We start from the raw sequence: 19,869 nt of genomic DNA on the forward strand, positions 1-19,869 counted from the left end.
AATGATTATTCCGTTTTCGGGGGTTGATGACTGAAAGCCCCGTATAGTACCAGATCCACCAGTCGAACGGTTTCCTCACGAAGATTTACTCGGGTATTATCTTTTAGCCAATCTAGTACCATTACAGTACGCATGTAATCAATAAAGCCAAATATTCTTTCTATAGAGATGTCAGAGTTGATTTCTCCCATTTCTTGACTTGTATATAAAATATCCATAATAAGATTCTGGGTGCCACTCGGCTCAAACTTGTGATTAGGTTCCTGCAACATAATCTTCATACGGTACATTAAAGCAATACCGCAAATCTCCGGGTTCAACTCCAGAAACTCATAGCGATTATTAATGGCTGCTATCAATCGGGATCTTGTGTCAGGTAGGCAAGAAAGTGTTTCCAGCGTCTCCTGGGCAGTATCTTTGGATATGCTCCGAACATATTCATCTGCAATGGCTTCTTTGAATGGAAAATAATTATATAAAGTTTTCCTAGCTACAACAGCTTTGGCTGCAATTTGATCCATAGTCGTGTTTTCAAAGCCCTGCTGTTTAAACAACTCACCTGCCACGGCAATGATCCTGTCGCGAATCTCCTTTTTCTTTCTTTCAACCAGACCGTCCATTGGTCACTCCCCCAAAACGATTAATTTGCAGGATATACACTTAGTGCATATTTACACTGAGTGTATATTTATTATCCATCCTCTTGCTTTAATTGTCAACAACTGTTACTACTACTGGTTCGTATTCTGAACAGACGGATAATGAACTCTTTTAACTAAAAGCTGAAATTTTTCAGGAAAGTCATCAGTCTTTTTGCAATTTCAAACAAATTTAACGCATCTCGCCACTAAAATTAGCACCGTTTCGCGGATACATTGCATCTATTTGCATCATACTAAAACAGGGTGATATAAGTGCTAAAAACAGTAACAACAATATTTGTGTTGCTATTTTTACTTACTGCAAGCGCTTGCGGAACGATCAATGCTCCACAGTCAAAACCGGAACCAACTACACCGCCTAACCAGTCACCATCTCAACCAGATTGGAATAGACAGCTTCATGATAGACTAAATCAGTTTGATGGTAAAACCGGCTTATATGCTAAGAATTTAAAGACTGGGCAAACCTTCAGTTTCAACCAAGATTCCATTTTCCCTACTGCATCAACTCATAAGCTGTTGGTTTCACTTGCTGTTTACAAATACTTGTATTCTGAAGCTTCGATCACTGATAAAAAGCGTTATGATAACAACATAAAAAAAATGCTGGTAATCAGTGACAATCCTGCCTTTTATGAACTATTAGACGATATTGCACAAAAAAGGCCTGATGCCCTTACTCGCGTATTAGCAGATCTTAAGCTTGTCCATACGCGAATACATAGTCGCGAAGCATTTACTAAATATGGTTACCATAGCGTCACAACACCCGCTGAAATGGCAGTTGTCTTTGAAACAATTTATAACGAAGCCTATCTCGGCAAAGAATTTTCGTCAATTCTAAAAGAAGAATTATCTAAAACAATTTTCAAGGAAGAAATCCCTCGTTTTATGCAAAATATCAAAGTACTTCATAAAGTAGGCGAATTACCTGAGGTACTATGTGATGTTGGTATTATCGATGACGGGCGTGATCAGATACTAATTAGTTCCTACACATCCACTCGACGCCCTACGCCGTATGCCAGTAACTTTATTGCCAATATCTCGGCAAAAGCTTATAACTTGCTTCGCACTAAATAATTTTCTCTAGACAATCACATAATAGTTATTCTCTCTACGAGCACGAATGCAGATCTATGTCAAATTTCGTCTAACATTCACATTTAAGTCCTGCACTTTACAAATTTTTCATAAATACATATAATAATAAGTAGTACTATACTATATTTAAGGATAATGATAGCGAGATTGGTATGTCGTATCGGGTGGTATAGCGAAGAAAAGCTCTTCGCCTCGGTTATGAGGCAAAGAGCTTTTTGTTTTTCCTAAGCACCTCTGACAAATACACAGAGATGATCATATAACACTTTTTCCCAGACTGTCTTAGCTCATAGTGACTAAAGATAAATTCAAATAATATTGTAAGAGCAAGTAACTATAACTATATCTCTACCGCAAATATAGCTTTTGACTTACAACCAAGTCCAAAGTACGAAACGAAAATAAGGTTTAATGTTAATTCATTGAGGAGGAACCATGAACCAACAGGAACAGCAATTTGAAATGGCACGACTCGCCGAAACGCTCCGGCACGTACAAGAACAAATACGGAAAAACAAGGAAGTTTCCAGATGCCATCAGCATGACCTCAATAATTCTCTCCAGGATTACTGGAATGGTGGCGGCGGTAGTTCTATAGATGAAGCGCAACATATCGAGACCATGAATCGCCAGCGCGCGCTTTCCAAACATTCGCAGGGAACTACCCGTCATCTAATCAAAATGCTGAAGTCCCCCTACTTTGGTCGGATTGACTTTTCTGAAGCTCATTATAATGATACGGAGAAAATCTATATTGGAATTGGCAGCTTGGCTACTGAAGACGGTGATTTTCTCGTCTACGATTGGCGCGCCCCGGTATCAAGCATGTTCTATGATTACGGCCTTGGTGATGCAGCTTACACCTGCCCTGTAGGCGTAATCGAGGGGACTATCAACCTCAAGCGCCAATACAAGATTGCCGATGGGCACATCCAGTATATGTTTGATTCTGACCTGACAATTGATGACGATATCCTCAAAGAACTACTAGCTAAAAGTGTCGATGAAAAGATGCATACTATTGTTAATAGCATCCAGCGGGATCAAAATCAGATTATCCGCGATGAGCAGCATAAGGTATTGTTTTTGGAGGGGCCGGCCGGCAGTGGCAAGACATCGGTAGCCTTGCACCGCATAGCTTTTTTGCTTTATCAGAACCGGGAAAAACTAACCTCCCAGAATGTACTAATCCTATCCCCTAACTATATTTTTAGTGATTATATTTCTAACGTCTTGCCGGAAATAGGCGAAGCAAACGTTGTACAAATGACTTTTCAGGACTACACCACCAGGTCTGCCGCCCATATCCCCTTGCGCCTTGAAACCCGTACAGATTACTTTGAGCACATGCTGGTTTCTAATGCCAACAAACAACGGGCAGCTACTATCACCTTTAAATCATCACAACTCTTTAATGAGGTTTTAACCAACTATCTTAATTGGCTGGCAACAGATTGGATCAATAAACACCCGTCTATCACAGCGCGGGGCGAAATACTGTTTGGCCAAAACGAATGGCAGCACTACTATCAAAATAGCTTTAGCAGGATGCCGCCGGCAATCCGTCTCGAAAAAATCAGAACAATTATCCAAAAACGAATGCATGATCTCATCCACGAGGTTCGGCGTGAAAAGATCGCACAAATCACTGAAGCCGGTGAAGAAGTCAATGAAAAGGTGATCAGGGCACTGGCCAGAATCCAGGCAAGAAGCGAGCTAAAACCCATTACCGATTGTGTCGAAAAACTGACAACACTGGATGCCTTAGCAGAATATGCAGCCCTGTTTTCTGATGATAGATTATTCACAGTTACCGACACGCCTATTCCCGGCAATTGGGGCGCGATAAAATCACAGACACGTAAGCTTCTTAACAGGGGTATCCTTCCCTATGAAGACATTTCACCTTTTTTGTACTTCCAGGGTGTTGTACAGGGTTTTCCTGTCAAACAAGATATTAAGCATGTTGTAATTGACGAGGCACAAGATTATTCGGCCTTTCAATACAAAATTCTAGCACAGTTATTCCCCAACAGTTCCTGGACAATTGTCGGGGATCCCGCACAGTCAATCCAGCCTTTTGTTAACACAGCAAGTTTTACTGAAGCCAGTAACATCCTGGGCCAAGAGCAAATCTTGCATTTTCGTTTAACCAAAAGCTACCGTTCAACCCAAGCCATTCAGGCTTTTTGCCAGGCACTATTACCAAGTGCCGGCGAGAGTCTTTCTATCAATCGTCCTGGCCCGAAACCTACAGTTGTTCAAATAAGTAATTATGAAGATGTAGCTGCTACCCTTCTTAGCATTATCCAAACAGTTCAGAGTGAGGGTTTGAAGTCTATTGGAATTATTACTAAAAATGCAACTCAAGCTCTCGTGATTTATCCTAAGTTAAAAAAATCTACCACAGCTACCCTAATAATTAAAGAGGACGACAAATTTCCTACCGGAATTGTTGTCATCCCCTCCTATCTGGCTAAAGGCTTAGAGTTTGATGCTGTACTTGTAGTTAACACAGATGCTACTAATTATAGCCAAGAGCAGGATGGTAATATTCTATATACAATCTGTACTCGGGCTTTGCATCGTTTGTATCTGTTTTATACGGGAAATCAGTCTCCTTATTTGCGGCAGGTTAACAGGAAATTATATACTACCATTACTGATTGAACGATGGAACCCCCTGTAACGTCAAAATGTTATAGGGGGTTCCATTTGAATGTGATTCCATAAACTTGATTATTTTTTTATTCGGGGCCTAACGTGGAAACAGTTTCCGCAAACGTTTATCGCTGTACATCGCATCATCGGCTCTTTTCAGAGCCTCTTTCAATTCCTCCTCGGTCATAGCAAGGGCTGCGCCAAGGGAAATTTCCACATTGGGACCCGTTTGCTTCTGGTTAAACCACTCCGCTTTCGCGCGGATTCTTGCTACCACCGTAGAAAACGCTGCCGCCTCGATCTCATAAAGGATCACGACATATTCGTCGCCGCCAGTACGAGCAACCACATCTTCAGCACGACAAGCTTTTTCAATAATTTCGCCTGCACTTTTTATAAGCCAATCTCCTGCAGCATGTCCCAGAGTATCATTCACTGACTTCAAATTATCCAGATCTCCGACAATAATGCCAATAGGAAAGCGCCTTCCACAGGCAGCGTGGCTAAGTTCAACATCAATATACGCACGGTTATAAAGCCCTGTCAAAAGGTCATGATTGCTATAGTACAAGAGTCTCTCTTCTGCATTTTTTCGATCAGTGACATCGGTATGCGTGCCGCTCATTCGGAGGGGATTGCCCTCCTTGTCTCTCACCATAACCATCGCCCGATCATTAATCCACTTATAAGTTCCATCCTTGGCGAACATTCTATATTCTAGTTCATGAAGAGGAGTCTTTCCTTTGAGGTGATTGTTGATAGACTGCCAAGCCATGAGACGGTCATCCGGATGTACGAAATCCTCCCACTGTTTCGTAGTAGATTGTATTTCTTCAAATGAATAACCCAGCATTTCCGCCCATTGACGATTTCGGTTCACTTCGCCAGTTACAAGATTCCAATCCCAAAATCCTAGGCGGCTACCCTCTAAGACGAAACGCAAACGCTCTTCACTTTCTTGCAGGGCTATTTTTTCTCGCTTACGCTCGATAATATCCTGTTCAAGCCGTTGGTTGGTTTCCTCAAGCATCCGCCGTATAAGGCCTGTTTCGCCGATTGTGCGCACCAAAGAAGAGATAAACTCCATGATTTGTTTTATATAGTCCTCTGAAAAAATGGGCACCTTGCTTAGCGTTGCAAGATAATGACTTTGGTCAAAGCCATACTCGTTGGCTTGTCGGATAAAAAACTCTTTATCAGGCACCTCAAATAAAAACTGTCCTATAAAAAAATTAGCTACATGTTCATCGCGAATCAGAATGGGCATGGCAACATCAACCAAGCCGTTTCTACACTTATAAACCGTGAAAGACTCGCCTAAACGCAACTGTCTCGCAAGAATGGTGTCGCTTTCTCGGCACCGGGACAGTGTTGTTGCATGAATGCGATGGAAACAAGTGCAGATTTCCTGCCAGCCTGTTTCAAGAATAATGTTTCCTTCCAAATCAAGAATTGCTGTCACGGCATTTGTGAACCGTGTGAATTTTTCACATACATCACGCAGTTCGTCGATATTGATAACTTCCAATAAAGAACGTCTTTGCTTTATAGGAATTGTTTGTTTCTCCATATCTTTCTTTGTCCTCAAGTGCTCTACACCACCTCTCTTGGCAACGTAATTCCCCAGAATCGTTATTAGCATAGTATTGTTTATAAATTCTACAAAATCAAAGAAAAACCTATATATTTAACAAAACCAATTGAAAATCTTCCTAATTATGTGCACCGCCTATAATACTGACACCATACACTTAAGTTCGTAAAAAAAAGCAAGACCATCGAAACTCCGAAAAATACAGTGCATAAGCCGCAGGGTCTCATTATAGTCCCCCCCAGGAAAAATTAGACTACATATTATTGATCCAGTATGTCGGTATGTTTTTTTGCATCTTTTATTACTCCAACTAATATAACTGCCATACTGGCTAACAAACTGGAGAATAACGGGTCGAGGCCGCCTGAGTAGAGTATTTTTGTCAGTAATGCGATGACCGCACCCAGCAGCATTGAATAGATAGCCCAGCGAGATGATAGTTTACCAGGGAGGAATATGGCAAATGACAGTGGTAAAATAATACTTGACCCACGCAGACTCATCGATAAAATACCCCACTCTAAAACTAGCGAATTCATGTTGCCGAAGGCACAAAAGGCGGCACTAAAAGCAATAAGCAGCACAAAACCACGATTAATCCATAATAGGCCGCAATCGTTTGTGTAGTGAAAAATACCGGACACTATGTCGCGTGAAATCATCGTCCCTATACCTAGCGCAAGACCAGCAGCAGATCCCACCGTGGATAAAATAAGACCACCAATTGCAAGTCCACCTAGCCAGTCCGGTAAATTGTTAATGATAAACAGCGGGAGAGCGTCGATTGGAGCAATGCTGGGGTAGTGTAGACTCATATACATGCCAACCAGGACAGAAGGCAAGCCTACCGGTATCGTCATAGCCGCGGCAACAAGTGAACCTGTCCGCGCGGTCTGCGTATCACGTGCGGCATAAATAGCCTGAATATAGGTCTGCGTTGACAGAATTCCCACAACTAGAGATAGCAAACTAGCTACGTCCAACCATCCGCCGCGCCCAATAAGGCTAAACCACGGAAAAACAGGAAAGGTAGAAACAATGCCAGTTAATCCGCCCATAGCTGACCAAGTTATTACACCTGATATCGCTAACGTTAGATAAATGATTATGAGCTTAAGAATGCCTGCAAGGCCTGCTCCCCATACACCACCGAAGAATACATAGGCAACAACCAAAACTATACAGATGCAAACTGCAGTAAAGGTTGAAACGTTAAAAATAGCGGTAATTAGCGTTACCGCTGGCAGAAGGCTGGCCATTATACCAAAAAATATTCCGATAGAGGAAATAAGGCTGGCGATTGGACCAGCCGTTTCCCCGTAATGATGTACAAGAAATTGCGGAATTGTTTCTAAAGCTGACTGTCGAAGCGGTCGAGCATAAAATAAACCCATAATAATAAATCCGATACCAGAACCGAGGGTATACCACCAGGCCGATAGGCCAATTGAATAGGCAAGCTGAGCAGTGCCGATAGTGGCTGTACCTCCGATAATAGTGCCTGTAATGGTACCTGATATAAGTACAACTCCTGACGAGCGGCCGCTGACCGCAAAATCGGCCGCAGATTTAACCTTGCGCGCAGAATATAGTCCGATTGCCGCTACTGCAAGCAATGTTAAAATTAAACTGAATATATGCATATGAGAAAATACCACGTAACTTGCCCCTCCTAAATTGATACCTTTTATATGTGATTATACTAATGATACAATTAGATTAAAAATACATATATGGTTAGGATGCTATATCAAAAAGGTATGAATCCAGGAGGATAAGACATGGATATCCGGGATATCAAATATTTTTGTGCTGTTGCCGAGGAAGGTAACATAACAAATGCTGCACGAAAATTGCACATAGCTCAACCACCGCTCAGTCGACAAGTAAAGCAACTGGAAGATGAGCTTGGCACTCAGCTATTTTCGCGCGGAAGCAGACGAATTCAATTAACCGAAGCTGGCCGCTTACTGTACGAAAGAGCAACGCATATATTGCAGATTGTTAATAACACGGTTCAAGAAATAACCGACTTGACGTCGTGTCTAACTGGTACATTGGCGATTGGTACAGTTACTACATCAGGAGTTATTTTACTGCCAAAATGGATAAAAAAATTCCATGCTGATTATCCAGGTATCACTTATCAACTATTTGAAGGCGATAGCTATCAAATCTTAGAACTGCTTGATGTGGGCGTTATTGAGATTGGCTTCATCCGTGGGGACTTTGACCAAGAAACCTATAACTTTATTAGTTTACCTAGTGAACCATTAGTTATTGCTATGAACCAAAACGGTTACATTTGCGGCGATAGTCCCACTCATGTACGATGGGATGAACTTGTTGACATTCCATTAATTTTGCAGCGTCGATATATAAAACTATTTCAAGAACACTGTGGGCAAGCAGGTTTTACCCCACAGGTAATTTGCACAAGCAACGAATTAATACAGGATTTAATGTGGGTAAAAAGTGGCATGGGTGTTGCTCCCATGCCGCAGTCTGCGGCCAACATATTGGTTGACTGCAGTTTAGTATATAAAGTAATTACCGACCCAACCATAATGAGCAGGACAGCTATGATATGGGAAAAGAAGCGGCATATGTCTGCTGTTGCTCAGCATTTCTTGGGTTTATCTCGTAACAAATATACCTTTGATATATAAGTAGCTTTAGGAATTTTTTCCCGGTAAGTGCTATCACCAGTCTCCCTGGCATCCCGTCCTCACCCTCCGGGGAAGTGATTTATAAACCAGATCATAAGAATGATCGATTAAATCTCTTATTTCTCTTTCTGGGATACTACCATCGAGAATTAACGTATTCCAGTGACGCTTATTCAAATGGTACCCGGGTGTTATGCTTGGATATTGTTGTCTTAGTATCTCTGAATAGTCAGGATTACATTTCAATGAGAGATTATCTTGGCCGTTCCTACGTGATAGTAGGGCAAACATTTTTGATGCAATCTTGATAACAATGACATCGGGCCCGAAAGGATAATCTTCGATGGCGCCCGGTTTAGTTAGGCAATACGAAAAAAGATCTTTGGAATCCAAATCAGTTCTCCTTTCATCATTATGCTAAGTTCTTTCTCTCGGTTGATTTCAATAAATAGTTCGTTTGAAGTTGATAGTAATCCTTTATTATGTACTCCCAATATTCAGTATATCTGAACCAGGAAATTACCAAACCAGTTTAGGAATATAAAATTTAACTTTAAGATAACACAGCCTTAACAGCACTTACCACCCGCTTTGCTACAATGATCCTAGATCCTTACTTTAATCTAAGAGGTCCCTTGTTCGCAGTTATGACAGACTTTTCCTCTCATGAAATGTGGACAAAATAGTTTTCTGAGGAGAGAAATATGATTAATACTACAAAACAGCCACCAGTGGAAACTTGCCTGCACCTCGTACTGGCAGCTATATCTCCCTTTCAAAACATATTTGATAAACCAGGATTAACCCATGAATTTTGTAATCGTCAAGCTCTTTCCATTATGAAAAATGATGGTTTCTCACAATTCTCAGATTTTATTGCACATTATTTATCAGAACTCAACGCTGGGGTGTACTGGGCTGATAAGGATTGGAAGAACATACATCACTACTTTGAACCTTGTACAAATAAAGGAATGTGGCACTTCACCAATGCTATCGAGAACTTTGACATGTACTATCGGTTAGCCTTACAATACGCCACACAAAACAACTTGAAAAAAGCCGTATTTTCCTTAGGAGCAGCAGCACACCTACTCCAAGACCTATGCGTTCCTCATCATGCACGAGCTAAACTGTTCAATGGACATAAGCAGTTTGAAGTATGGGTTCAAGAGCGTTGCTGTAAATTTGCCGTAACAACAAAGGGTATATACCAGGAGGGACTACCGCCCCACTCTCTTATCATTAACAATGCTCATGTCGCCGCTGATTTTTTTGACTGGGTTCGATATGCGGGTGATGATACCCTTTATTACAAGGCCGCAGACGTTTTACTTCCCCTAGCTCAAAGAACGACTGCAGGCTTATTTCGAGCTTTCGCAAGCAATATACATAGTTTTTCCCTTTATAATTTTACAAATAATAACCCCCACTCCTAGCCGAGTGGGGGTTATTATGCTAAGTATATTCACACTACATCTTTTTGAAATATATTCGATTTTAATTTTATTAATATTTCCTGACTTCTTTGAAATTCTTCCTGCAGTTGTGACAGGACTTTTACCATTTCTTCTCTACGGCGTTTTCTTAGCTGCAACTCATATTCTTTGATTTTGGTTACTTTTTTACTATTCGGATTATCACTTTGTGAAGCAGTTGCCTTCTTCAGTTCCTTCTGTGCTTTTTTTATTTGTCTATCAAGCTTTTCTATCTCGTTCTCAGCCGCATCGGCTACTTTCTTTATTTTTTTGCCGTATACTCTCATGTCTTGAAGAAAAGTAAAAACAATTTTTGTTGATTGCTTCATATCTTTTGTCGGATCATCTGATTTGTTGATCACTGTTTCGGAAACCATCATTTACCCTCCTTATAACGTTTTGGAGAACATCAAATTCTTACAAAATTTGATAAAACACAACTTTTGGGATATAGACCAATCTGTTCCTTTTTGTCACGATTCAACAAAAGCTATTATAATCCTGTCTCCCATACACCCAACTGAATAATTTAACCAAAACTTAACAATTGAAGACAACCATTAACGTAGCTTCTGACTTGAGAAGAATATCTGTATTGCCACAAAAACAAGAAACGCACAGCGAGTGCGTTTCTTGTTTTTTATCCCAATCTTTTTCTAATAGCTTTTATAAGTATTTTACTCGGCTGAATCTCCGCCCTTACTCAATTTTTTTGCCTCTCCCACAACTATCTCGATACCAGTATGATATGGACTGTTATTATTTACTGTTGGCTCAGCTACAGGTATCCCTCTCTTGATAAGTAGTTCACGCAGCACCCAGGGCTTGTCGGTAATTATACCATCTACTCCCATATCGATTAACATATTCATTTTACCCGGGTTATTTACAGTCCAAGGTACTACTTTCATTCCCAAAGCATGAGCTTCATTCACCATTTCATTTGATAGTTCTTCCCAGTATGGGGATACCACATCAGCACCAATAGTTTTCGCAGCTTTTATGTAATTACCATTGAATGTATCAATATCAAGACCGGCCATCCAGGGAGAGGCTCCCGGTTTTCCTACTTGCCGGCATACGCTGTCAGGTCCCCATGATGGCTGTTCGCAGGTTAAGACTACTAGGGTAATCTTAGGATCTAGTTTTCTCATCTCTTTTAAAGTTCGCCAGTCGAAGGATTGTAACATGACCCGTTCTTCCATATGATATTTTTTTATAATTTCATATACTTTAGTCACAAACACTGCCGGATCAGGGCTGTTTTTTGCTTCTGGAAATGATTGGTCCGGATACGATTTAGTCTCAATATTGAACAGTACTTTGTCGTTTCCATAGGCGTTAGCCAAATCAAACACTTCTTCTAACGTAGGTATTTTAGCCCCCGGCACTGATAATTGCGTTTTTCCATGTCCTTCGTAATAATCACCGGCTGCGGGATTCATGGTTCCAACATCAAATTGCGTTATTTGATCCAGAGCCATTGTTCGAATGTCATACTTGCCGTTTTCAACGTACTTTCCACTAGTGTCTTGTGCCAAGTTATGGCTCATATACGGATTATGACTAATTACAATGCGGCCATCCTTAGTCATTTGCATATCCATTTCTAACGTAGTCACACCTAACTCCATCGCATATGCAAAGGAGAACAGGGTATTTTCCGGTCGAGCGTCCCGCCCACCGCGATGAGCTTCAAAATCAAAGATTTGAGGTATCGCTTTTGCTTGAGCATTGCCGTTGCTAATAATGCAACTTCCCGACGCCAATAAGGTTGCAGCTAGACCGACCATAAGAGAACGCTTCCAGAAACATTTGTAATTATTCATATTGAACCTCCTAAAATTTTATAATTGATTACCTTTATATTTTATCCTGGTAAATAAAGTAATATATTAAGGTTGTATTATTTTAATGTTAATTTAAACTGGATTTAACAATTAAGGAAAAATAATCGACTACACTAGAATCAGCTTATACTATTGGAGGGATCTACATGACAACCCAGAATGATAGCTTAACCCACAATTGTAACCGGCGTGATTTTCTTAAAATGTCAGCAGGAGCTTTTGCTACGTTGGCCGCAACATCCATTCCTTTTCCGGCGACAGCCAAAACTATGCCTATGAATGTTACTACCATTTCGTTTCAGGATTGCCTTGCCATGGACCCCGTAAGCATGGCAGAAAAGTCAGTTCAAGTTAAGGCAGCTTTTGAATTCCTAGTAAAAACTGCTAAAACCATTGACAATGCAAGTCTGCGTCGCACAACTGTCGAGATTTTGCAAAACCCGGCCCCGCGTCTCATGGAACTTTATCCGACAGATATCGAAAAAGAGCAAGTCAAACAGCGATTAGTTGCCGCAAATTACCTCAAAAAGGCGGCCTCTTATGACGAATTCTTACCACCATGCAAAGACACTAGCCATACAGTAATCCCGTTTTATGCGGCACCTGGCAGCGGTTACACCAGTCATCATTCCTATCCCGGCGGGCTAGCTACTCATGTGGCGATTAATGTTAAGGCGGCGCTTGGCTTTTTTCAAGCCTATAAGGATGTTTATGGAACATCAATGAACCGTGATGTTGTCATTGCAGCCCAGACACTTCATGATCTGCACAAACCATGGGTTTTTCAATGGCAGAAAAATGGTGCCTCCAGAACCGAATACTCTATTGCGGGAACTGGTTCACACCATATACTCAGTCTGGCTGAACTTATCCACCGCCAATTCCCGACAGAAGTGATTATCGCACAAGCATGCGCGCACAACCATCCCGGAACCAATAACGACGAACAGGACGTAGTGAATTGGCTTACTGCCGCAGCTATTCTCGCCAATCAAAATGCTGTTTCTCTGGGGCTGCTTGCCGATGATGGTCAGACGCTCCCTCAACCGCGGCACGTTGAGGGTTTTATCACGCATTTAGGCGACCATGATTGGGTATTTACCGTACCTGCGGCCAAATGGATGATTGCTAAACTAGGCGAAATTGCCCAAAAAGAGTACCGTCTGACACCCGCAGACCTGGAGACTAAAAAATTCTATACCCTACGCAACTACGTTTTTTCCCAAGCTACACTTGAGCAATTATACTTAATTTGGACAAATGAAGGCGAAACAGCTTTAGTTAATACCGTTAAGTCCATTGTAACACCGTAAGGAGACTTGATGAAGCCGTTTGTAGTTACCACTAATACAGTTTACTTTACCTCAAATGACCTAACTGGGAACTTATTTATTTCGTAAGCGCCAAAAATGCCGTCACCAATTGACATGTGTCAAGGTGACGGCATTTTTGACGTTACAGCATATCAGTAACATCCATTGTTGGCGCATATCAATTATCCCTAGTATCTATCATCTTTATCGCAATAATATGGCCCACCCGGATGTGTTAACAATACTTTGATATGAGGTCAGCGTATCTGCCCTTTAAGTCGGGCAAATTCCGCTTGTTCTTCGGCATAATACCACCTGACGGATTGTCCTATAATACATCGCACAGCATCCAGTTTACCCTCACCAGCCAGCTTTCTCATTTTTGTTAAATCAAAACCATTAGAAGAAAAATAATTTGCAGAAATAAAGCCCCGGCTCTTCAACTTTCGACGATATTGAACAACATCTCGGTTATCTAACTCAATCTGCCAAATAGCCATAGCCTGTATCATCCTTTCTTCACCTTAAGAAAAGTGTAAACCATTTACTATGGATACAAGTTAACTCTATGTAAAATTTTCATTAACCTTACATAAAAGATTTCCAAACCATAAACCCCCTCCGTTTGAAAGATGGCTACATAACTCTGGTTCATATTATTCATCCAGCTTTTTCTGTTATTTTTTTTTGATAAGACCATTCCAGTAAATGTCCCAGAATATGCGTAATGAATTATCAAAGTCCTTTGGTGTTTCAAAAATCAGTTGTGTGAATAAACCATCCAATAATGTAATAAATGAAGTTGGTCCGTCATCCGGGTTAATGCGTAAATTTGCCTCTTCCAAAAATTTCGGTTGTAATAAATTTTTTAAATGATTTAAGAACAAATGGTAATTTTGCAAAAAGTAGTTCTGTAGTGAATCCGGAGGAATGAAAGTTAATAAGAACATGAAGCCATTGTTGTCATTAGTAAGATAGCGCCTTTTATAGTCAAGCAGTAAAAAGTATAGTGTATCTTTTAATGACAAATCTATGTTTTTAGAGAAAAATAATTGTAAAAAACTAATTTCCTCTTCAATTACCTTTTTGTTAACTTGTAATAATAAATCATCTTTATTTTTGAAGTGGAAATATAGCGACTGTTTTTTCATTCCAGCCTCTTCAGCAATATGCGCTAGTTTTGTTCCTTCATAGCCGAATTGTAAAAATTGCTTAATAGCTATTTTAATTAAGTTATGTTCGGACATAAAATCCTCCAAAAAGATTAACTCGCCTGACCAAGGTCAGGCGAGTTAATCATAGCATATATATAATAATCTATCAACTGGAGTAATTGGAAAATTGACTTTAGTTAGCTGGACTCTTGACTCAATTAACAAACGTTGTCAGAAAACTTAACTGCAAGTGGTATCAAGATCTGGGAATAAGAGTACCCATAGGCTAATAATCAATACGATAAACCAAATTTCTCGGTTGCCATCAAAAAACATTCAAATTCCTCCTTCGTATTTGGTATGTACCTAGTGCATCTACACTATAATATTCTAAAGATGCAAATTATGTGAGGATGGAGGAACTTCAATTTATGGAGGGGACCATGGTTGGTCCTAACTTAGGTGGTGGTGCCACACTGGTTACACAAGAAGCTTTACCTTTTCAATTTGCAGCAGGGCCTTTTTCTTATCCAATCCACCAGCATAACCAGTCAGGTTTCCATCAAATCCGACAACTCGATGACAGGGAATCAAAATTCCAATAGGATTATGCCCGACAGCCCCACCCACAGCCTGGGCGGACATTGAAGTTAAGCCCCGTTTCAAAGCCACGCACTTGGCAATTTGTCCATAAGTAGTAACTTGTCCCAGCGGTATTGTCAACAGAATATTCCAGACCATTTTTTGGAACGGAGATCCTTGAGGATTAAGCCGACCATCAAACGTTCTGGAATTACCTGCAAAATAATCGGCAAGATAGTTTCGTAGAGCCTTAAAAATCTGGTGATCGGGTGCGTAAATCCACTCGTTCAATTGGCGAGGATAATATTTTTGCCCAATAAACCACAAACCAACGAGAGCCTCATCTTTTAAGGCGGCAGTCATCGCCCCTAAAGGGGTATCTATCGAACACGTGTAAATCAATGTCTACAACAACTCCCTTTCTCAATTTCAAGGTTTTGGGTAAGAAAGTCCCACAGCAAAATAGTCGCGTATGAACGCCAGGGACTCCATTTCTGCGACAATTGCAATATTTCTTGTGGCGAACGATCTGAAAGCGCTTTTTTTACTCCATAGTCAGTATGTGGGAAAGCATCCGGCCAACCGAGAGCTCTAAGTGCAAGATATTGGGCTGTCCATGGGCCAATTCCCGGGAGCTTCAAGAGTTTTTCCATCACAGCTCCCGGATTAGCACTATAAGAAAGTGTGATAGAATTATTCGTCACCGCCGTGGCCACGGCCAAAATTGAACGAGCCCTGGTCTTCGTTATACCAAGTGGTCCCAGATGATTCTCTATCGGGCCTTCCATGGCGCAAAATCTATCCGGTTGAGGAAATGTATACTGGAGTTCTGAAAATGGAGTATCCACTTTTTGACCAACGGCAGCAACTAATCGTGCAGCCAATGTACCAGCTGCCTTAACAGTTATCTGTTGCCCCAAAATAGCTCGTACCGACATTTCAAACGGATCAAAACATCCTGGCACCCGGATTCCTGGCACACAGATATTTGGCACAACCTCGTTCATCGCCACAAGCTTTTCGTATACTATTTCAGGGCTGCAATTCAGGTCAAATTGCAACCTAATTCTAGCCAATACTTGAGAAAAAACCGGCAATAACCTTGCCGAAATGGTCACAGAAAGGGCGTTTTTTTTCGGTATATTTTCTACCTCAATCCACCCGAAATAGAACGTTCCACCCTTTTTGATGGCTACCGTACGGCGGTAAGCGTTTTCGGTCACACTCTCGACCCCCGGAAGTGCCCGAATTGCAAAAAAAGAAAGCAGACTATCCCAAGCATACGGTGGTCGATAGCCCAAAAACAATGTAATTCCGTCATTGTTTTTTTCTATACTTCGACCTTTATTTCGAAGTTTGTTTGGTGCAAGGTGGTAATATTTTTTGAACAAATCGTTAAATCTGCGAATGCTACCGAAACCTGCAGCTAACGCCACATCGGTCACTGTAAGCCGAGTATCTGTTAGCAAGCTTTTAGCTAAAAGCAATTTTTGCGTCTTAAAATATTGACTTGGCGATACGCCATATTCAGCAAAGAAGACTCGTCTGAGGTGCCGATCAGTTATTTTGAGCTTAGCTGCCAATTCCGAAATCTTGCGAGTGGTCAAATAGTCTTCCGCCATAATCAAGGCGGCGCTTCGCGCCAATCGAGTTGTCGAATCGACTGGTGCCGAACCTGGAGCTAGCTCCGGGCGGCATCTAAGGCAAGGCCTGTAACCAGCTGCTTCTGCCGCAGCGGCACTAATAAAAAAAGTACAGTTTCCTTCCTTAGGAAGTTTTACCCGGCAAATTGGTCGGCAATATACTCCAGTAGAAGAAACTCCGCAAAAAAAACGTCCATCAAATCGGACATCACGAGCCTGCATGGCGGCATAACAAGCTTTACTATCCAAAAGCAAATTTGGTATTTCTGTTTGCATCATGCTTTCCCATCACCCAAGACTCATTATAACAGTGAACGACAAAAAATACTGGCTGTATTCGGACATGGATAAAATTCTTCTTGATTTGCTTCGAAGAAAATCGTGTTTCTCTTTGAGTCAATTCTATTCTGTGGAAGCAAATTGTCGGTAATAAGCAAATTACTTTTCGAATAATATCAGCAAATCTCCATAGCCTTCCTTCTCTAGATCTTCTCTAGGAATAAACCGTAATGCGGCGGAATTGATGCAATAACGTAAGCCGCCAGGTTGTGGCCCATCAGTAAATACATGTCCTAAATGTGAATCTGCTTTTTTGCTGCGCACTTCTGTACGAACCATACCATGACTTGAATCTACTGCTTGCCGTATTTTCTTTTCATCTGCTGGTTTTGTAAAACTTGGCCAACCACAGCCAGAATCAAATTTGTCTAATGAAGAAAATAGCGGTTCTCCTGACACAATATCAACATAAATGCCTTCGCGTGTATTATCCCAATATTCGTTACGAAAAGGCGGTTCAGTAGCATTTTCTTGAGTTACGGCAAATTGAAGCGAATTCAAACGTTTTTTTAACAGCTCACTATTATTTATAGCACCCTGATTCCTGTCCATACACTACCTCCTCCTTATGCTATCCCGTCCCAATTGGACAACAGCTCCGATTCATTTATCCGATGACTAAACCGCTCTAAAACTCCCGCTTCTATAAGCGGGAGTAAGAGCGGCTAAGTCCCTGGATAATTTCGACTAGAATTCAGGCGGCGTCAAAACGCCGTCTGAATTAAGTCTCCATTTATTCGATACCGATACGCAGAATTAGTTGTTTTACGTTAAGATTCGCCCCCTAAACGTAAGGGGGCGCTAATTAAATGCCCAACTTCGTGCAAGCCCACTTAGCGATCTCTCTTACTTTTTCGTGTTCATCATCACAAGCGTTTTTCAGATATTTCTCGTATTTAGCCTCGAAATTATTCGCCATTGCAATAATAGAATTAGCTTTCCATTTCCAACGATTTTTTTCTCTGATATACCAAAATTTTGGCTGGATAATTTCTCTAAAAATTTTATCGTCTAGATTAAATACATTTTCTAAAGACATGTACTCAGCTATTTTGTTTACATCCGGAAACTCCTCTTCCTCGCTTAAACAATTTTTATTCATGGGGCAAGCATCTTGGCAGGCATCGCAACCATAAATGCAGCCGCCTATTTTTTCTCTTAACTCCTCCGGCGGCAAATCATCGGCAATACCGGTTAAGAAACTTATACACTTATGGGCATTCACAGCATAAGGCTTTAAAGCTTTGGTTTTACAGGCATCTTGGCATTTAGTGCAAGCGTCAGGGCAGGGTTTTAGAGAAGGAGTATCTATTAATTCCATTTCTTTATCAACCAACCAGCTGTCCATAATCACCCAAGAACCACTTTTTTTGGTATAGAACAGGCTATTTTTCCTAATGACTCCAAGTCCGGCTTTCTGTGCCGCCCACTTGTAGGCAGTTGTTCCAAAGCCTACTGAATCTCTAAAAGCCTTTAGCCCTAAACTATTTAAATAATTATCAAACAAAATCCTATTATTATACTCTTCAGTATTCTTATCCTTCCTGGTATCAAACCAATAATGTTTACCAATCTGGCTGCTAATATTATCAAGTTTGTATTGTCCATACCGGCTAACGCAAATAATGATTGATTTGGCCCATTCATGGGATTCCTGGGGTACGGCATATGGGTAGAGTAGTTTTTTATAGATAGATTTCAATTCCGGAAAACGTTCGACATTTTCATTAAGCTTTTCGGCATAACTTTTCATTTCTTCTACTTTTATTATGCCACAGGCTTCATAACCTAATTCCAAAGCCTTCTTTTTAATTAATTCTTCGATATTATTAACATTTATCATAATACTAATGTAGTACCAACATTGTTTGGTATAAATGCTTTAGGCATTGCTTGAGCAATTTGGTGGATAGCAGACCAACCAGTGCAGTGACCAGGCATCAAATAAGTTGGATTAATTTTTTGCAATTCAGTAATTGTTGCAGGAATAATTTTTTCAAATATCCCACCCGTTAAGTGAAAACCACCTAATACGGCATAAACTTGTTGGCAATTAGTCAGAGTTTGAGCATAGCGGATGGTATTGATAACTCCAGAGTGACAACAACCTGTAATTACAACCAATCCTTGTCCTCGAACATTCACAATAATGCTCTGATCATCCATTATCAACGGATCATTTTCCCATTGGTCTTTACGTTTTGTATAGTGGACAGGAAACCCTGTTTCAAAATCTGTAGTTCGAGCAATTTCACCGGAAACGAGAATCATGTTATCAACTAGAAGGGTTGGGTCGGTCTTTTTAACAAAAGCAATTTTCTCCTGTTGCGAAGCGGTTAATTGGGGGGCCGAAACATTCACTTCATACCCACCTGGCATTATAATCTTTCTTTCTAAAAATGCATCAGGATGAGAAATTAGAGGTATTTGTTGTGATCCTAATTTCTCAATTAGACCAGGTAACCCCATAGTATGATCAGCATGACCATGACTGAGTATAATCGCTTGCATATCGTTTACGTTAATTCCCAAGGCACCCATGTTATGTAAGATACCATTGGGACTCATACCTGCATCCAATAATACAGTTGCTTGTTTATTTCCACGTTTAACCTGGATCATCGCTGAAAAACCATGCTCTGCTATAAGTGTTGAAAAACCATCATCTGCAATAAGTGGGGATTTAGACATATTAAATCTATGTACAATTTCATTACCTGTCATAAATGCGTCGATTGTATTATCCATGATTATCGTTATTTTTACTTCATCAACCTCTAATAATGGATTTTCTTTTTTCATAAGTATCTTCACCTCTAC

Annotated in this window: 18 protein-coding genes; 5 read left to right on the top strand and 13 right to left on the bottom strand. The window is 40.7% G+C overall.

Features of this window, described 5'->3' with window-relative positions:
* Positions 1–5: 5 nt before the first annotated feature.
* Complete coding sequence (locus ACZ449_RS12155; protein WP_464261263.1) at positions 6–620, bottom strand: TetR/AcrR family transcriptional regulator; 615 nt, start codon at positions 618–620, stop codon at positions 6–8.
* A 294-nt stretch (positions 621–914) separates the two neighbouring features.
* On the opposite strand from ACZ449_RS12155, the gene ACZ449_RS12160 reads away from it, so the two are divergent.
* Both ACZ449_RS12160 and ACZ449_RS12165 read left to right on the top strand, forming a co-directional pair.
* Entirely contained in the window at positions 915–1,745 is an 831-nt protein-coding gene (locus ACZ449_RS12160; RefSeq protein WP_464261264.1) for a serine hydrolase, read from the top strand.
* Positions 1,746–2,201: 456 nt separating this feature from the next.
* Positions 2,202–4,436, top strand: a complete 2,235-nt coding sequence (locus ACZ449_RS12165) for a HelD family protein (protein WP_464261265.1) — start codon at positions 2,202–2,204, stop codon at positions 4,434–4,436.
* An 88-nt stretch (positions 4,437–4,524) separates the two neighbouring features.
* Here the strand turns inward: ACZ449_RS12165 and ACZ449_RS12170 are convergent, their stop codons facing one another.
* Both ACZ449_RS12170 and ACZ449_RS12175 read right to left on the bottom strand, forming a co-directional pair.
* Positions 4,525–5,997, bottom strand: coding sequence for a PocR ligand-binding domain-containing protein (locus tag ACZ449_RS12170; protein ID WP_464261266.1), 1,473 nt, complete (start codon positions 5,995–5,997; stop codon positions 4,525–4,527).
* 284 nt (positions 5,998–6,281) lie between these two features.
* Entirely contained in the window at positions 6,282–7,679 is a 1,398-nt protein-coding gene (locus ACZ449_RS12175; RefSeq protein WP_464261267.1) for a sodium:solute symporter family protein, read from the bottom strand.
* 123 nt (positions 7,680–7,802) lie between these two features.
* Here ACZ449_RS12175 and ACZ449_RS12180 point away from each other — a divergent pair, with 123 nt between their 5' ends.
* Complete coding sequence (locus ACZ449_RS12180) at positions 7,803–8,690, top strand: LysR family transcriptional regulator (RefSeq protein ID WP_464261268.1); 888 nt, start codon at positions 7,803–7,805, stop codon at positions 8,688–8,690.
* Between the two features lie 33 nt (positions 8,691–8,723).
* Here ACZ449_RS12180 and ACZ449_RS12185 read toward each other — a convergent pair whose 3' ends face one another.
* Positions 8,724–9,083, bottom strand: a complete 360-nt coding sequence (locus ACZ449_RS12185; RefSeq protein ID WP_464261269.1) for an MmcQ/YjbR family DNA-binding protein — start codon at positions 9,081–9,083, stop codon at positions 8,724–8,726.
* 311 nt (positions 9,084–9,394) lie between these two features.
* Here ACZ449_RS12185 and ACZ449_RS12190 point away from each other — a divergent pair, with 311 nt between their 5' ends.
* Entirely contained in the window at positions 9,395–10,129 is a 735-nt protein-coding gene (locus ACZ449_RS12190) for a zinc dependent phospholipase C family protein (protein WP_464261270.1), read from the top strand.
* 29 nt (positions 10,130–10,158) lie between these two features.
* Here ACZ449_RS12190 and ACZ449_RS12195 read toward each other — a convergent pair whose 3' ends face one another.
* Entirely contained in the window at positions 10,159–10,548 is a 390-nt protein-coding gene (locus ACZ449_RS12195) for a hypothetical protein (protein ID WP_464261271.1), read from the bottom strand.
* A 297-nt stretch (positions 10,549–10,845) separates the two neighbouring features.
* Complete coding sequence (locus ACZ449_RS12200; protein ID WP_464261272.1) at positions 10,846–11,997, bottom strand: glycerophosphodiester phosphodiesterase; 1,152 nt, start codon at positions 11,995–11,997, stop codon at positions 10,846–10,848.
* A gap of 167 nt (positions 11,998–12,164) precedes the next feature.
* Here ACZ449_RS12200 and ACZ449_RS12205 point away from each other — a divergent pair, with 167 nt between their 5' ends.
* Positions 12,165–13,331 carry a twin-arginine translocation signal domain-containing protein gene (locus tag ACZ449_RS12205; RefSeq protein ID WP_464261273.1) on the top strand — a complete coding sequence of 389 codons (1,167 nt, stop codon included), beginning with the start codon at positions 12,165–12,167 and terminating at the stop codon, positions 13,329–13,331.
* A gap of 257 nt (positions 13,332–13,588) precedes the next feature.
* Here the strand turns inward: ACZ449_RS12205 and ACZ449_RS12210 are convergent, their stop codons facing one another.
* The 7 genes from ACZ449_RS12210 to ACZ449_RS12240 form a co-directional block, all read right to left on the bottom strand.
* Positions 13,589–13,831 carry a hypothetical protein gene (locus ACZ449_RS12210; RefSeq protein ID WP_464261274.1) on the bottom strand — a complete coding sequence of 81 codons (243 nt, stop codon included), beginning with the start codon at positions 13,829–13,831 and terminating at the stop codon, positions 13,589–13,591.
* A gap of 177 nt (positions 13,832–14,008) precedes the next feature.
* A complete protein-coding gene (locus tag ACZ449_RS12215; RefSeq protein WP_464261275.1) occupies positions 14,009–14,578 on the bottom strand; it encodes a TetR/AcrR family transcriptional regulator in 570 nt (189 codons plus the stop codon).
* 387 nt (positions 14,579–14,965) lie between these two features.
* Positions 14,966–15,469: a methylated-DNA--[protein]-cysteine S-methyltransferase gene (locus ACZ449_RS12220; RefSeq protein WP_464261276.1), complete on the bottom strand. Its 504-nt coding sequence runs from the start codon at positions 15,467–15,469 to the stop codon at positions 14,966–14,968.
* Positions 15,466–16,989 carry an AlkA N-terminal domain-containing protein gene (locus tag ACZ449_RS12225; RefSeq protein ID WP_464261277.1) on the bottom strand — a complete coding sequence of 508 codons (1,524 nt, stop codon included), beginning with the start codon at positions 16,987–16,989 and terminating at the stop codon, positions 15,466–15,468. Before ACZ449_RS12225 ends, ACZ449_RS12220 begins: the two co-directional genes overlap by 4 nt.
* 159 nt (positions 16,990–17,148) lie before the next feature.
* A complete protein-coding gene (msrB, locus tag ACZ449_RS12230; protein ID WP_464261278.1) occupies positions 17,149–17,601 on the bottom strand; it encodes a peptide-methionine (R)-S-oxide reductase MsrB in 453 nt (150 codons plus the stop codon).
* Between the two features lie 253 nt (positions 17,602–17,854).
* Positions 17,855–18,892: an epoxyqueuosine reductase gene (locus ACZ449_RS12235; RefSeq protein ID WP_464261279.1), complete on the bottom strand. Its 1,038-nt coding sequence runs from the start codon at positions 18,890–18,892 to the stop codon at positions 17,855–17,857.
* A complete protein-coding gene (locus tag ACZ449_RS12240; protein WP_464261280.1) occupies positions 18,889–19,851 on the bottom strand; it encodes an MBL fold metallo-hydrolase in 963 nt (320 codons plus the stop codon). Before ACZ449_RS12240 ends, ACZ449_RS12235 begins: the two co-directional genes overlap by 4 nt.
* Between the last annotated feature and the right edge of the window lie 18 nt (positions 19,852–19,869).

Source organism: Desulfosporomusa polytropa, from assembly GCF_055380075.1.

What these genes read in the sequence shown, in the direction of transcription:
- ACZ449_RS12225 (WP_464261277.1), bottom strand. Translation starts at nt 16,989, where the DNA reads ATGATGCAAACAGAAATACCAAATTTGCTTTTGGATAGTAAAGCTTGT.
- ACZ449_RS12165 (WP_464261265.1), top strand. Translation starts at nt 2,202, where the DNA reads ATGAACCAACAGGAACAGCAATTTGAAATGGCACGACTCGCCGAAACG.
- ACZ449_RS12180 (WP_464261268.1), top strand. Translation starts at nt 7,803, where the DNA reads ATGGATATCCGGGATATCAAATATTTTTGTGCTGTTGCCGAGGAAGGT.
- ACZ449_RS12155 (WP_464261263.1), bottom strand. Translation starts at nt 620, where the DNA reads ATGGACGGTCTGGTTGAAAGAAAGAAAAAGGAGATTCGCGACAGGATC.
- ACZ449_RS12195 (WP_464261271.1), bottom strand. Translation starts at nt 10,548, where the DNA reads ATGATGGTTTCCGAAACAGTGATCAACAAATCAGATGATCCGACAAAA.
- ACZ449_RS12240 (WP_464261280.1), bottom strand. Translation starts at nt 19,851, where the DNA reads ATGAAAAAAGAAAATCCATTATTAGAGGTTGATGAAGTAAAAATAACG.
- ACZ449_RS12190 (WP_464261270.1), top strand. Translation starts at nt 9,395, where the DNA reads ATGATTAATACTACAAAACAGCCACCAGTGGAAACTTGCCTGCACCTC.
- ACZ449_RS12215 (WP_464261275.1), bottom strand. Translation starts at nt 14,578, where the DNA reads ATGTCCGAACATAACTTAATTAAAATAGCTATTAAGCAATTTTTACAA.
- ACZ449_RS12170 (WP_464261266.1), bottom strand. Translation starts at nt 5,997, where the DNA reads ATGGAGAAACAAACAATTCCTATAAAGCAAAGACGTTCTTTATTGGAA.
- ACZ449_RS12205 (WP_464261273.1), top strand. Translation starts at nt 12,165, where the DNA reads ATGACAACCCAGAATGATAGCTTAACCCACAATTGTAACCGGCGTGAT.
- msrB (WP_464261278.1), bottom strand. Translation starts at nt 17,601, where the DNA reads ATGGACAGGAATCAGGGTGCTATAAATAATAGTGAGCTGTTAAAAAAA.
- ACZ449_RS12210 (WP_464261274.1), bottom strand. Translation starts at nt 13,831, where the DNA reads ATGGCTATTTGGCAGATTGAGTTAGATAACCGAGATGTTGTTCAATAT.
- ACZ449_RS12200 (WP_464261272.1), bottom strand. Translation starts at nt 11,997, where the DNA reads ATGAATAATTACAAATGTTTCTGGAAGCGTTCTCTTATGGTCGGTCTA.
- ACZ449_RS12235 (WP_464261279.1), bottom strand. Translation starts at nt 18,892, where the DNA reads ATGATAAATGTTAATAATATCGAAGAATTAATTAAAAAGAAGGCTTTG.